Below are 14,476 nucleotides of genomic sequence, written 5' to 3' on the forward strand. Positions count from 1 at the left end.
GATCGATCGTTGGAAACGCGAACGCGTGGGATTAGATGAACTTCTGGTCGGCGAGGAAGGCGGCGAGCTGCTTGCCGCCCTCGCCCTCGTCCTTGACGACCGTGCCCGCGGTCCGCGCCGGACGCGCCGCCACCGACTCGACCGCCGTCCACGACCCCGCCAGACCGACCTCGCCGGCCTCGATCCCCAGGTCGTCCAGGTCCAGCGACGCGACCGGCTTCTTCTTCGCCGCCATGATCCCCTTGAACGACGGGTAACGCGCCTCACCCGACTGGTCGGTCACCGACACCACCGCCGGCAGCGTCGCCTCCACCAGCTCGGTCGCCGCGTCACCGTCCCGGCGGCCCTTCACCACACCACCCTCGACCGACACCTCGGACAGCAGCGTCACCTGCGGCACACCCAGACGCTCCGCCAGCAGCGCCGGCAGCACACCCATCGTGCCGTCCGTCGACGCCATACCACCGATCACCAGGTCGAACCCGGTCTTCTCCAGCGCCTTCGCCAGCACCGCCGACGTCCCGATCACGTCCGAACCGTGGATGTCGTCGTCGTTCACGTGCACGGCCTTGTCCGCACCCATCGACAGCGCCTTGCGCAGCGCGTCCTTCGCATCGTCCGGGCCGACCGTCAGCACCGTGACCTCGGCGCCCTCGTTCGCCTCCGCGATCCGCAGCGCCTGCTCCACGCCGTACTCGTCCAGCTCCGACAGAAGGCCGTCCACGCCCTCCCGGTCGGTGGTGTGGTCGTCCGCGAAACGACGGTCACCCGTCGCGTCCGGCACGTACTTCACACAGACAACGATCCTCAAGCTCACGGCCTGTCTCCTGTACTGGTCTCGTCCGGCGGCTGCGGCTGTGCAAGCGGGCGCGAACACGGCACGCACCCGCTCCGGGCAGCGTGTTCCCGTGCCGGTCCGGAACTTCCTGGCAGCATACTCGCCGGTAGCTCAGTGGTCACTACTGGCCAGTAGCTTACGCCGCCGGGCCCGGCCGGACGCCCCGCGCGGTACCCGCGACGGCCCCGGAGACCCCCGGATCCGGACGAGCGGCGGGACGGCCTGCACTTGCCGTCAGCGCCCATCCTGCCCCAGCCCGCCCCCGGTACCACCTGACGGGGCGGCACGTCGGTGCGCACGTCCCCCGCCGGAGCGGCGCAGTGCGCCGGTGGCGCCGGTCAGACCGCCTCGCCCAGCGCCGCGATCACGTCCGCCCTGCGCGGCAGCCCGGCCGCCCGGCGCACCACCAGGCCACCCGCGTCCAGCACCAGCACGGTGGGCGTCCGCAGGATCTCCAGCCGGCGGACCAGCTCCAGCCGCGCCTCCGCGTCCAGCTCGACGTGCACGACCCCCTCGACCATGCCCGCCACCTCGCCGAGCACCCGGCGGGTCGCGCGGCAGGGCTGGCAGAAGGCGGTCGAGAACTGGACCAGCGTGGCCCGCTCGCCCAGCGGCTCGCCCAGCTCCTCCACGGACAGCCGCACCGCCCCGTCCTTCGTGCGCACCCGCAGCCTCCCGTCGCGCTTGGCCCGCAGCAGCCCGAACGCGCTCGCCACCGCGAGCACGACGACGCACACCACCAACCCGGTCATCCCCCCAGTCTGCGCCAGGGCCGCCCGGCGACCGCAAGCAGGTCGACCGCCGGGGCCGGACCGCCGTACGATCGCCGAGTGGACTCCGACCGCCCCGCACAGCTGCTGCTGACCACCCGCCGTGTGGTCGACCTGTGCCGGGCCGCGGCCTCGCGCTGTCGCTGACGCGCCCCGCCGTCACCCTCTCCCCGCGCCCACCCCCGGAGCCTCGTGCAGATCGACCCCCGCGGCCCGCGCTTCGCCGCCGTGCTCACCACCCTCGTCCTCATCGCCGTCCTGATCACCGGCAGCTGGCTTCTGCTCGCCCTCCAGGCCGTCGTCTTCGCCCTCGGCGCCGTCGGGGGCCTGCACCGCTCCCCGTACGGCGGGCTGTACCGCACGCTCGTCCGCCCCCGGCTGGCACCGCCCACCGAGACCGAGGACGAGCGCCCGCCGCGCTTCGCCCAGGGGGTCGGCCTGGCCTTCGCCGTGGTCGGCACGCTCGGATTCCTCACCGGAGTGACCTGGCTCGGCCTGCTGGCCACCGGCTTCGCGCTGGCCGCGGCCTTCCTCAACGCCGCCTTCGGCTACTGCCTCGGCTGCGAGATGTACCTGCTGGTCCGCCGCGCCCAGGGCCGCCTCGACCCCGCCGCCTGAGCCCGCCGCGCGACCGGCTTCCGCCCGCTGTCGCCCGGCACCACCGGAAGGTTCCCGTCCGACCCATCACGGAGATCACACCGCCGGATCGCGCCCGGCGACCCGGTTCAGGTGACAGCGGGCACCCGTTCGGGGGATCATCTCCGTGTATCACCCGTGGCCGCCGCGGCGTGCCGCGCCTCCGGTCGGCCCCCACCGCACGGCCCGGGTACCGCCGTACCGGGCCGCCAGAGCCCGTGGGAAGTCAGGACTGACCGTGGCTGAGTTCGTGTACCCGCCGGTAATCGGCGCCGCACTGACCGTCTTCCGCGCGCTCGACGTGCGCATCAAGATCGTCGGTGCCGAGAACATCCCCGCCAAGGGCGGAGCGGTCCTGGTGAGCAATCACATCAGCTACCTGGACTTCCTCTTCGCCGGCCTCGGCGCCTACCGCGGCGGCAAGCGCAAGACCCGCTTCATGGCCAAGGACGACGTCTTCCGGCACAGCATCTCCGGCCCGCTGATGCGCGGCATGAAGCACATCCCGGTCGACCGCACCGACGGCCAGCCCGCCTACGAGGCCGCGGTGAGCGCGCTGCGCGCCGGCGAGGTCGTCGGGGTCTTCCCCGAGGCGACCATCAGCCGCTCGTTCATGCTGAAGAAATTCAAGACCGGCGCCGCCCGGATGGCCTCCGACTCCGGCGCCCCCTTGCTGCCGGTCATCCTCTGGGGCACCCAGCAGCTCTGGACCAAGGGCCGTCCCAAGACCCTCACCAAGCGGCACGTCCCGGTCACCATCATGATCGGCAAGCCGATCGTGCTGGAGCCCGGCGACAAGCCCGTGATGGTCACCCGTCGGCTGCGCGCCGCGATGAGCGAGATGCTGGACATCGCCCAGCGCGAGTACCCCGGCAAGCCGAGCGGCCCGGACGACACCTGGTGGATGCCCGCCCAGCTCGGCGGCACCGCGCCCACCCTGGAGATCGCCGAGGCCGAGGACGAGGCGGAGGCCACCGCCCGGGCCGAACGCCGCGCGGCCAGGGACTGACCGACCGGTCAGCGGCCCGTCGGGGGCCGGCCCACCCGGTCCGTCCCCGGTCCGTCCGTACTGAGGCCCTCCGTACCCGGCCCCGCCGAACCCGCCTGTGCGCACCCTCCTGTGCGCGGCACCGACCGGTCCACGCTCGATCCATCCGTGCCCGATCGGTCAACCGGACGGTCGGCTCTTCATACTCCGTGTGACCGGCCGATGCCGGAGCGTCGCGTGTCGCCCGCCCGTCCGCACTCCCGATCTGCCACAGTGACAGCTCCCTCGGGGCCCTGTCCTGCACCAGAGACGGAGATGACACGGCGATGACCGGCAAACGGCAGCTGCCACTCACCACCACGGCCCGTGCCCGCGCCCGCGCCCGCGCAGGTGCGGGCCTTCTCCTGGCCGGCGCCCTGCTCACCGGGTGCGGCGCCGAGCCGGGCGAGATCCCGCTCAGCGAGATCCGGTCCGAGCCCCCCTCCGCGAGCCCCACACCCGAGCCCGCCGTCGCCGTCTCCGTCCCGACCTCCGACGCCGTGGCACCCGCCGGAGCCGTCACGGCCACCCGGCACAACGGCCTCATCGCCGGCCGGATCTTCCTCGACAGCGCGCACACGACCAGCGCCCTCTTCACCGTCGCCTCCGACGGCAGCGGCGACCACCAGCTCACCCAGCCGCCCGCCCAGACCCGCGACGACCACCCCGACTGGTCACCCGACGGCACCACGCTGGCCTTCGACCGCACGGACGGCGAGTCCCCCGGCCGGATCTGGACGATCGGCGCCGACGGCGCGAACGCCCACCAGATCGGCCCGCTCTGCGAGGCCGGCGCCCCCGACTGCACCAACGAGGCGGAGGTCACCCCCGCCTTCTCCCCCGACGGCACGCAGATCGCCTTCAGCCGTACCTGGGGCGCCACCGACTCGACGGCCGACCAGATCCAGTACAGCGACCTCTACGCCATGAGCCCCGACGGCACCAACGTCCAGCGGCTGACCTTCCTCACCAACGACAAGCCGTACTCCGGCAGCGTCACCAACCCCGCCTGGTCGCCCGACGGCAAGCAGATCGTCTTCTCCTACCAGACCAGCGCCACCGGCCAGCCCGCCAACAGCCGCGCCCTCTACCTCGTCAACGCCGACGGCACCGGCCTGCGCCAGCTCACCCCCTGGGAGCTGCGCGCCGGCGACCGGGCGAACTGGTCCCCCGACGGCAGCCAGATCGTCTTCACCACCTACCCGGCCGGCTCCGACGGCACCCCCGGCGGCGGCATCTACACCGTCCACCCCGACGGAACCGCCATCGGCGCCCTCACCCCCGGCCCGTCCGACGTCTTCTACGGCGCCGCCGCCTACTCCCCCGACGGCACCTCGATCGCCTTCACCCAGGCCCCGGCCAACGGCAACGCCGAGCTCTTCACCATGAAGAGCGACGGCTCGAACGTTGCCCCGATCACCAGCACCACCGACCGCTGGGAAAGCCGGCCAGCCTGGGGCACGGCTGTGGCCCCCTAGCCGGGGCGCCGGCCTGTCACGAAGCCGTCGGCTGCGGGCTCATCGCACGCTCGTACAGCTTGTCCCGCGTCCGCTTGAGCAGTTCGGCGGCCTTCTTCTGTGACGCCTGCTCCGCCTTGTCGAGCGCGCCCGGGTAATCCGCGGACATCTCCGCGCCCGCGCCGTAGTCGACGTCGACCGTCACACGCAGGTTCCCGTCGCAGATTCCCGACTTGAAGGTCAGTTGGTCGACCGGCCCGGGGATGGTGTCGGTGAGCGGATGCCGGACCGCCACACGGTAGCCCTCCTGGCCGAGCCCCCCGCCGTCGGTCTTCTCGAACTTTCGCGTCTCGGTCGGCTTGGGCCCGCCCAGCGGGGACTTGGCGATGTCCGCCTCGACCTCCAGCCAGTGGCAGCCGCGGGCCGCCTCGAAGACCGTCACGTCGATGCTCACCCGCCAGTCCTCCGTTGCCGTCCCGCCGTCGTAGCTGCAGCTGATCGTCTTGGACGGGTCGCTCGCGATCCCGTCGCTCGTCACCGGTATGGAGCTCCTCAGCTGCCCCGGCAGGCCAGGATCACCCACCGCCGCACAGAGGTCGCCGACCGTGCGGTACCAGCCGACGTGGCTCGCTTTGCCGGCGGCGCTGTTTCCACCACTGCTGGAGCCGTCGTTTCCGCAGGCGGCGAGGAACACGAGGCCGGCAGCCACGAGAGCAGCCGCACCGGTACGGGTGGTTCGGTTTCGAGTTGTCACCGCGCCAGGCTAGAGCCGGCGACCTGTCGGTGTCCCGGAAATGCAGAGAACCCCCGATCCGTGACGGATCGGGGGTTCTCTGTGAATGCTTGTTCGGCGGCGTCCTACTCTCCCACAGGGTCCCCCCTGCAGTACCATCGGCGCTGTGAGGCTTAGCTTCCGGGTTCGGAATGTAACCGGGCGTTTCCCTCACGCTATGACCACCGAAACACTATGAAACTGTCGGCCGCACCCATACCGTGACCAGGCATGGGGGTCGTTGTTTCAGAACAACACAGTGGACGCGAGCAACTGAGGACAAGCCCTCGGCCTATTAGTACCGGTCAACTCCACCCCTCACAGGGCTTCCATATCCGGCCTATCAACCCAGTCGTCTACTGGGAGCCTTACCCTCTCAAGGAGGTGGGAGTGCTCATCTCGAAGCAGGCTTCCCGCTTAGATGCTTTCAGCGGTTATCCCTCCCGAACGTAGCCAACCAGCCATGCCCTTGGCAGGACAACTGGCACACCAGAGGTTCGTCCGTCCCGGTCCTCTCGTACTAGGGACAGCCCTTCTCAACACTCCTACGCGCACAGCGGATAGGGACCGAACTGTCTCACGACGTTCTAAACCCAGCTCGCGTACCGCTTTAATGGGCGAACAGCCCAACCCTTGGGACCTACTCCAGCCCCAGGATGCGACGAGCCGACATCGAGGTGCCAAACCATCCCGTCGATATGGACTCTTGGGGAAGATCAGCCTGTTATCCCCGGGGTACCTTTTATCCGTTGAGCGACGGCGCTTCCACAAGCCACCGCCGGATCACTAGTCCCTACTTTCGTACCTGCTCGACCCGTCAGTCTCACAGTCAAGCTCCCTTGTGCACTTACACTCAACACCTGATTGCCAACCAGGCTGAGGGAACCTTTGGGCGCCTCCGTTACCCTTTAGGAGGCAACCGCCCCAGTTAAACTACCCACCAGACACTGTCCCTGATCCGGATCACGGACCCAGGTTAGACATCCAGCACGACCAGAGTGGTATTTCAACGACGACTCCACAACAACTGGCGTTGCTGCTTCAAAGTCTCCCACCTATCCTACACAAGCCGAACCGAACACCAATATCAAGCTATAGTAAAGGTCCCGGGGTCTTTCCGTCCTGCTGCGCGAAACGAGCATCTTTACTCGTAATGCAATTTCACCGGGCCTATGGTTGAGACAGTCGAGAAGTCGTTACGCCATTCGTGCAGGTCGGAACTTACCCGACAAGGAATTTCGCTACCTTAGGATGGTTATAGTTACCACCGCCGTTTACTGGCGCTTAAGTTCTCAGCTTCGCCTGGACGAATCCAAGCTAACCGGTCCCCTTAACGTTCCAGCACCGGGCAGGCGTCAGTCCGTATACATCGCCTTACGGCTTCGCACGGACCTGTGTTTTTAGTAAACAGTCGCTTCTCGCTGGTCTCTGCGGCCACCCCCAGCTCTGGCAGCAAGTGCCGTCACCAGGAATGGCCCCCCTTCTCCCGAAGTTACGGGGGCATTTTGCCGAGTTCCTTAACCATAGTTCACCCGAACGCCTCGGTATTCTCTACCTGACCACCTGAGTCGGTTTGGGGTACGGGCCGCCATGAAACTCGCTAGAGGCTTTTCTCGACAGCATAGGATCATCCACTTCACCACAATCGGCTCGGCATCAGGTCTCAGACTATGTGAACGGCGGATTTGCCTACCGTTCGTCCTACACCCTTACCCCGGGACAACCACCGCCCGGGCTGGACTACCTTCCTGCGTCACCCCATCGCTCACCTACTACCCCATTGGGTCACCGGCTCCACCACGTCCCTTTGTCCGAAGACTCCGGGCCGGCTTCACGGGCTTAGCATCAAGAGGTTCAGCGTTGGCGCTTCAAAGCGGGTACGGGAATATCAACCCGTTGTCCATCGACTACGCCTGTCGGCCTCGCCTTAGGTCCCGACTTACCCTGGGCAGATCAGCTTGACCCAGGAACCCTTGGTCAATCGGCGCAAGAGTTTCTCACTCTTGTATCGCTACTCATGCCTGCATTCTCACTCGTGTACCGTCCACGACTGGTTTCCACCGCCGCTTCACCCGGCACACGACGCTCCCCTACCCATCACAGCCCCCGTTGGGGGTATTGCTGCAATGACACGACTTCGGTGATGTGCTTGAGCCCCGCTACATTGTCGGCGCGGAATCACTTGACCAGTGAGCTATTACGCACTCTTTCAAGGGTGGCTGCTTCTAAGCCAACCTCCTGGTTGTCTCTGCGACTCCACATCCTTTCCCACTTAGCACACGCTTAGGGACCTTAGTCGGTGTTCTGGGCTGTTTCCCTCTCGACCATGGAGCTTATCCCCCACAGTCTCACTGCCACGCTCTCACTTACCGGCATTCGGAGTTTGGCTAAGGTCAGTAACCCGGTGAGGCCCATCGCCTATCCAGTGCTCTACCTCCGGCAAGAAACACGTGACGCTGCACCTAAATGCATTTCGGGGAGAACCAGCTATCACGGAGTTTGATTGGCCTTTCACCCCTAACCACAGGTCATCCCCCAGGTTTTCAACCCTGGTGGGTTCGGTCCTCCACGAAGTCTTACCTCCGCTTCAACCTGCCCATGGCTAGATCACTCCGCTTCGGGTCTTGGGCGTGCAACTCAAACGCCCTATTCGGACTCGCTTTCGCTACGGCTACCCCACACGGGTTAACCTCGCTACACACCGCAAACTCGCAGGCTCATTCTTCAAAAGGCACGCAGTCACGAGACACACAGCAAGCTGCATGTCCGACGCTCCCACGGCTTGTAGGCACACGGTTTCAGGTACTATTTCACTCCGCTCCCGCGGTACTTTTCACCATTCCCTCACGGTACTATCCGCTATCGGTCACCAGGGAATATTTAGGCTTAGCGGGTGGTCCCGCCAGATTCACACGGGATTTCTCGGGCCCCGTGCTACTTGGGAGTTTCTCAAACGAGCCGCACAGATTTCGTCTACGGGGGTCTTACCCTCTACGCCGGACCTTTCGCATGTCCTTCGACTATCCATACGGTTTCTGACTCGCCGACCGGCCGGCAGACCGGTCAAGAAAAATCCCACGACCCCCAAGTGGCAACCCCTGCCGGGTCTCACACCACCTGGGTTTAGCCTCATCCGGTTTCGCTCGCCACTACTCCCGGAATCACGGTTGTTTTCTCTTCCTGCGGGTACTGAGATGTTTCACTTCCCCGCGTTCCCTCCACATACCCTATGTGTTCAGGTATGGGTGACAGCCCATGACGACTGCCGGGTTTCCCCATTCGGAAACCCCCGGATCAAAGCCTGGTTGACGGCTCCCCGGGGACTATCGTGGCCTCCCACGTCCTTCATCGGTTCCTGGTGCCAAGGCATCCACCGTGCGCCCTTAAAAACTTGGCCACAGATGCTCGCGTCCACTGTGCAGTTCTCAAACAACGACCAGTCACCCACCCCCAAGACCCGAACGGATCTCTTCAGTGGGACCGGCATCTCTGAAGCAACAGCCATACGGCCGTTCCCTCAGGACCCAACAACGTGCCCGACACAAGTCAATCGCAAGCCCGTCTTCCACGCCCGGAGGCAGTACTAGCAGGTGCTCTTCACTCGTGCCGAATAGTCAACGTTCCACCCATGAGCAACCGTGCAGAACATTCGCCTGCAAGCGGCATATTGCTCCTTAGAAAGGAGGTGATCCAGCCGCACCTTCCGGTACGGCTACCTTGTTACGACTTCGTCCCAATCGCTGGTCCCACCTTCGACGGCTCCTCCCCTTACGGGTTAGGCCACCGGCTTCGGGTGTTACCGACTTTCGTGACGTGACGGGCGGTGTGTACAAGGCCCGGGAACGTATTCACCGCAGCATGCTGATCTGCGATTACTAGCAACTCCAACTTCATGGGGTCGAGTTGCAGACCCCAATCCGAACTGAGGCCGGCTTTTTGGGATTCGCTCCGCCTCGCGGCATCGCAGCCCTTTGTACCGACCATTGTAGCACGTGTGCAGCCCAAGACATAAGGGGCATGATGATTTGACGTCGTCCCCACCTTCCTCCGAGTTGACCCCGGCAGTCTCCTGTGAGTCCCCATCACCCCGAAAGGCATGCTGGCAACACAGAACAAGGGTTGCGCTCGTTGCGGGACTTAACCCAACATCTCACGACACGAGCTGACGACAACCATGCACCACCTGTATACCGACCACAAGGGGGCGACTATCTCTAGCCGTTTCCGGTATATGTCAAGCCTTGGTAAGGTTCTTCGCGTTGCGTCGAATTAAGCCACATGCTCCGCTGCTTGTGCGGGCCCCCGTCAATTCCTTTGAGTTTTAGCCTTGCGGCCGTACTCCCCAGGCGGGGAACTTAATGCGTTAGCTGCGGCACCGACGACGTGGAATGTCGCCAACACCTAGTTCCCAACGTTTACGGCGTGGACTACCAGGGTATCTAATCCTGTTCGCTCCCCACGCTTTCGCTCCTCAGCGTCAGTAATGGCCCAGAGATCCGCCTTCGCCACCGGTGTTCCTCCTGATATCTGCGCATTTCACCGCTACACCAGGAATTCCGATCTCCCCTACCACACTCTAGCCTGCCCGTATCGAATGCAGACCCGGGGTTAAGCCCCGGGCTTTCACATCCGACGCGACAGGCCGCCTACGAGCTCTTTACGCCCAATAATTCCGGACAACGCTCGCACCCTACGTATTACCGCGGCTGCTGGCACGTAGTTAGCCGGTGCTTCTTCTGCAGGTACCGTCACTTGCGCTTCTTCCCTGCTGAAAGAGGTTTACAACCCGAAGGCCGTCATCCCTCACGCGGCGTCGCTGCATCAGGCTTTCGCCCATTGTGCAATATTCCCCACTGCTGCCTCCCGTAGGAGTCTGGGCCGTGTCTCAGTCCCAGTGTGGCCGGTCGCCCTCTCAGGCCGGCTACCCGTCGTCGCCTTGGTAGGCCATTACCCCACCAACAAGCTGATAGGCCGCGGGCTCATCCTGCACCGCCGGAGCTTTACACCCAGGACCATGCGGTCCCAGGTCATATCCGGTATTAGACCCCGTTTCCAGGGCTTGTCCCAGAGTGCAGGGCAGATTGCCCACGTGTTACTCACCCGTTCGCCACTGATCCACCCCGAAGGGCTTCACCGTTCGACTTGCATGTGTTAAGCACGCCGCCAGCGTTCGTCCTGAGCCAGGATCAAACTCTCCGTGAATGTCTGCTCGTCAGTGCTCAATTAAGAGCGCGAGCCGCACTCGCGTCGAGCGGCACGGCAACCACCGGAATAGGGTGATCCCGCGCACTGCGTCCTCGCTAGTGTTTTACTTCAAAAGGAATCTCCAACCCCGGTCAGAAGACCGAGGCCGGGGATGTCAACATATCTGGCGTTGACTTTTGGCACGCTGTTGAGTTCTCAAGGAACGGACACTTCCTTCGGACCGCCTTCCAGCGGGCCCTCCGGGCGCTTCGTTCTTTCGTGTTTGAAGCTTATCAGACGTTTTCCGCTCCGTTTTCCGGAGTTTCATTCATCGGACTTGCTTTCCGCCGCCCCTCTCGGTGCGACTCCGGAACTGTACGGGGACCGCCCCGCCACATGCAAATCGCCCCCGCCCGGGCATCCGGGCGGGGGCGATCAGCGGTTCGGGCACGCGTCAGGCGCGGCCCATCTCCTCGGCGATGGCGGCCGCGAAGGCGTCGATGTCGGCCTCCGTGGTGTCGAAGGAACACATCCAGCGGACCTCGCCGGTGTGCTCGTTCCAGAAGTAGAAGCGGTAACGCTTCTGCAGCCGCTCGCTGACCTCACGCGGGAGGATCGCGAAGACCGCGTTGGCCTGGACCGGGCGCACGACGGTCACGCCGTCGATGTCCCGGACGGCCGCCTCCAGCCGGCTCGCCATCGCGTTGGCGTGGCCGGCGTTGCGCAGGTAGAGGTCCCCCGTGAGCAGTGCCTCGAACTGGACCGAGGCGAAGCGCATCTTCGATGCCAGCTGCATCGAGGTCTTGCGCAGGTACTTGATGTTGCGGACCTTCTCGGGGTTGAGCACGACCACGACCTCGCCGAAGAGCAGGCCGTTCTTCGTCCCGCCGTACGAGAGCACGTCCACGCCCACGTCCGTGGTGAAGGCGCGCAGCGGCACGCCGAGCGAGGCGGCGGCATTGGCCAGGCGCGAGCCGTCCACGTGCACGAGCATGCCGTGCTGGTGGGCGTGGTCGACGATGGCCCGGATCTCCTCCACCGTGTAGAGGGTGCCGAGCTCGGTGCTCTGGGTGATCGAGACCGCGAGCGGCTGCGCGCGGTGCTCGTCGCCGAAGCCCCACGCCTGCTGGTCGATGAGCTCGGGGGTGAGCTTGCCGTCCGGGGTGGGGACGGTGAGCAGCTTGATGCCGCCCATCTTCTCGGGGGCGCCGCCCTCGTCCACGTTGATGTGGGCGGACTCGGCCGCGATCACCGCGCCCCAGCGCGGGAGCAGGGCCTGGAGGGCGACGACGTTGGCGCCGGTGCCGTTGAAGACGGGGTAGGCCTCGGCCGTGTCACCGAAGTGGCGGCGGAAGACGTCCTGGAGGTTCGACGTGTAGTCGTCCTCGCCGTAGGCGACCTGGTGGCCGCCGTTGGCCAGGGCGATGGCGGCCAGGATCTCGGGGTGGACGCCGGCGTAGTTGTCGCTGGCGAAGCCGCGGACGGCGGGGTCGTGCCGCCGTACCGCGTCCGTGCGGGTGGAATCGGTCATCGGGCTGTCAGCCACAGGTGCTGTCCGTTCAGGTCTGCTGCGGGGCGGTCCCAGAGGCCCGCCAGGTTCTCGGCGAGGTCGGCGGTGTCGGTGAAGCCGGTGAACTTCGCGTCCGGCTTCTCGGCCCGCATCTCGGGACTGACCAACGCCTTGATCACCAGGATCGCAGCCGCGGCGGTGGGCTCGCCGTCCTCGGCGGTGGTCTCCTTCTTGAAGGAGTCCGCCATGGCGAGGGTCCAGGCCTCGGTGGCGGCCTTGGCGGCCGCGTAGGCGGCGCCGCCGGCGGTGGGCTTGTGGGCCGCGGAGGCGGAGATCATCGCGTACCGGCCCGACTCACTGCGGACCAGGGCCGGCTGGAAGGCCAGCGAGGTGTGCTGGAGCGTGCGCACCACGGTGTCGTGGAGGAAGTCCCAGTCGTCGATCCGGGTGTCGAAGAACTTCTTGCTGCCGCGCCAGCCGCCGACCAGGTGGAAGAGGCCGTCGACGTGGCCGTGCTCGGCCTCCAGGTGGTCGGCCCAGTCGTGGACCTCCTGCGGGTCGAGCAGGTCGATGACCTGCCCGCTGACCCGGGCGCCGGGGACGGCGGCGCGCACGGCGTCGAGGGCCTTCTCCAGCCGCTGGGCGTCGATGTCGGCGCCGATCACGGTGGCACCGTCCGCGGCGAGGCGGCGGAGGACGGCCTGGCCGGCCGGGCCGCTGGCTCCGGCGACGGCGATGACCTTGCCTGCGAGGTGTGCGCTCATGCGGCAGCTCCCTGGATACCCGCGCCGGTGATGCCGGTGGTGGAGGCGATGACGTTGCGGAGCTTCTTCGAGAGGGCCTCGTAGAACATGCTCAGCGGGAACTCGTCGGGCAGAACCGCGTCGCACAGCGCCTTGTTGAGCGCCTTGCCGTCGGTGATGTCGAGCGGCAGCGCGTCGGGGCCCTTCGCCCAGGTGGAGGCGGGGTGCGGGGTGAGGTAGCGGGAGACCAGCTGGTAGGCAGCGATCCAGTGGGCCGGCTTGGGACGGTCGATGCCGTCCCGGTAGAGGGTCTCGATCTCGCCGCAGAGCGCGTTGGTGACCTGCGGGGCGCGCTCCCAGTCGATGGTCAGGCGGTTGTCCCGCCAGCGCAGCGCGTCGTGCTTGTGCAGGTAGGCGAAGAGCAGTTGGCCGCCGAGCCCGTCGTAGTTGCGCACGCGGTCGCCGCTGACCGGGAAGCGGAACATCCGGTCGAAGAGGATCGCGTACTGGACGTCGCGGGCGTGCTCGTTGCCCTCGGCCTCCAGCTTCACGGCCTCCTTGAAGGTCGTGAGGTCACAGCGGAGCTCCTCCAGGCCGTACATCCAGAACGGGCTGCGCTGCTTGATCATGAAGGGGTCGAACGGCAGGTCGCCGTGGCTGTGGGTGCGGTCGTGGACGAGGTCCCACAGGACGAAGGTCTCCTGCGCGCGCTGCTGGTCGCCGAGCAGGCCCTCGGCGTCGGCCGGGATCTCCAGGCCGAGCTGCTGGACGGCGCTGGTGGTGACGGCGCGGAAGCGGGCGGCCTCGCGGTCACAGAAGATGCCGCCCCAGGTGAAACGTTCCGGCGCCTTGCGCACGGCCACGGTCTCGGGGAAGAGCACGGCGGAGTTGGTGTCGTAGCCGGCCGTGAAGTCGGTGAAGGTGATCGGCACGAACATCGGGTTGTCGAAGCGGGTGCGCTCCAGCTCGGCCAGCCAGTCGGGCCAGACGACGCGCAGCAGGACGGCTTCCAGGTTGCGGTCCGGGTTGCCGTTCTGGGTGTACATCGGGAAGACGACGAGGTGCTCCAGGCCGTCCTCGCGCTGGTCGGCGGGCTGGAAGGCGAGCAGCGAGTCCAGGAAGTCGGGCTCCCGGTAGCCGGTGTCCGCCCACTTCGCGAGGTCGGCGTCGACGGCCGCGAGGTAGTCGGCGTCGTGCGGGAAGAGCGGGGCGAGCTCCTCGACGGCGCCGCGGACGGTGGCGACCAGCGGGTCGACCGCGTGCCGCTGCACGGCGGCGAGGTCGATCGAGCCGTCCTTGGACTGGAGCGGGCGCAGGGCCTCGACGGCTTCCTTCAGACGCAGCCAGGCCGGGTGACCGGCGCGGGGCGAGACCGGGGCGTCGGCCGCCACAGCGAGCCTTGGCGAAAGATTCTGCATCGTGGACTCACTTCGACAGGAGGGTTTTCAACGAGACCACCATAAGTACGAAAGGTTCTCCTGTTCAAGGGGGGCCCTGCCGACGGATGTCCCGTGGAGGGCGTAGGCGCCGGCCGACGGC

9 protein-coding genes and 3 rRNA genes are annotated in these 14,476 nt (G+C 66.4%); 3 read left to right on the forward strand and 9 right to left on the reverse strand.

The annotated features are described in order from the left end of the window. Positions 1-31: 31 nt before the first annotated feature. Both OG286_RS07990 and OG286_RS07995 read right to left on the reverse strand, forming a co-directional pair. On the reverse strand, positions 32-817 hold the full coding sequence (locus OG286_RS07990; RefSeq protein ID WP_405359364.1) for an electron transfer flavoprotein subunit beta/FixA family protein: 786 nt from the start codon (positions 815-817) through the stop codon (positions 32-34). Positions 818-1,176: 359 nt separating this feature from the next. Further along, entirely contained in the window at positions 1,177-1,590 is a 414-nt protein-coding gene (locus OG286_RS07995) for a thioredoxin family protein (RefSeq protein WP_396326160.1), read from the reverse strand. A 210-nt stretch (positions 1,591-1,800) separates the two neighbouring features. Here OG286_RS07995 and OG286_RS08000 point away from each other — a divergent pair, with 210 nt between their 5' ends. The 3 genes from OG286_RS08000 (at position 1,801) to OG286_RS08010 (ending at position 4,749) form a co-directional block, all read left to right on the forward strand. After that, positions 1,801-2,226, forward strand: coding sequence for a DUF4395 domain-containing protein (locus OG286_RS08000; protein ID WP_396326161.1), 426 nt, complete (start codon positions 1,801-1,803; stop codon positions 2,224-2,226). A 256-nt stretch (positions 2,227-2,482) separates the two neighbouring features. Then, complete coding sequence (locus tag OG286_RS08005; protein WP_396326162.1) at positions 2,483-3,253, forward strand: lysophospholipid acyltransferase family protein; 771 nt, start codon at positions 2,483-2,485, stop codon at positions 3,251-3,253. Between the two features lie 305 nt (positions 3,254-3,558). Then, positions 3,559-4,749: a TolB family protein gene (locus OG286_RS08010; protein ID WP_405364936.1), complete on the forward strand. Its 1,191-nt coding sequence runs from the start codon at positions 3,559-3,561 to the stop codon at positions 4,747-4,749. Between the two features lie 16 nt (positions 4,750-4,765). On the opposite strand, the gene OG286_RS08015 is transcribed toward OG286_RS08010, so the two are convergent. The 7 genes from OG286_RS08015 to OG286_RS08045 form a co-directional block, all read right to left on the reverse strand. Next, positions 4,766-5,482, reverse strand: coding sequence for a hypothetical protein (locus OG286_RS08015; protein ID WP_405362546.1), 717 nt, complete (start codon positions 5,480-5,482; stop codon positions 4,766-4,768). Between the two features lie 91 nt (positions 5,483-5,573). After that, a 5S ribosomal RNA gene (gene rrf, locus OG286_RS08020) occupies positions 5,574-5,690 on the reverse strand. A gap of 85 nt (positions 5,691-5,775) precedes the next feature. Then, positions 5,776-8,897, reverse strand: a 23S ribosomal RNA gene (locus OG286_RS08025). 281 nt (positions 8,898-9,178) lie between these two features. Further along, a 16S ribosomal RNA gene (locus tag OG286_RS08030) occupies positions 9,179-10,702 on the reverse strand. Together the 16S, 23S and 5S rRNA genes form the textbook arrangement of a ribosomal RNA operon. Before the next feature lie 436 nt (positions 10,703-11,138). Beyond that, positions 11,139-12,215 carry a threonine aldolase family protein gene (locus tag OG286_RS08035; RefSeq protein ID WP_396320134.1) on the reverse strand — a complete coding sequence of 359 codons (1,077 nt, stop codon included), beginning with the start codon at positions 12,213-12,215 and terminating at the stop codon, positions 11,139-11,141. Beyond that, complete coding sequence (locus OG286_RS08040) at positions 12,212-12,958, reverse strand: SDR family NAD(P)-dependent oxidoreductase (RefSeq protein WP_396320133.1); 747 nt, start codon at positions 12,956-12,958, stop codon at positions 12,212-12,214. The genes OG286_RS08035 and OG286_RS08040 overlap by 4 nt, the downstream gene beginning before the upstream one ends. Then, positions 12,955-14,355, reverse strand: a complete 1,401-nt coding sequence (locus OG286_RS08045; RefSeq protein ID WP_405362543.1) for a DUF6421 family protein — start codon at positions 14,353-14,355, stop codon at positions 12,955-12,957. The genes OG286_RS08040 and OG286_RS08045 overlap by 4 nt, the downstream gene beginning before the upstream one ends. Positions 14,356-14,476: the final 121 nt, after the last annotated feature.

This window comes from Kitasatospora sp. NBC_00039, from assembly GCF_045160625.1.
In the GTDB taxonomy this organism is placed as follows: Bacteria; Actinomycetota; Actinomycetes; order Streptomycetales; family Streptomycetaceae; genus Kitasatospora.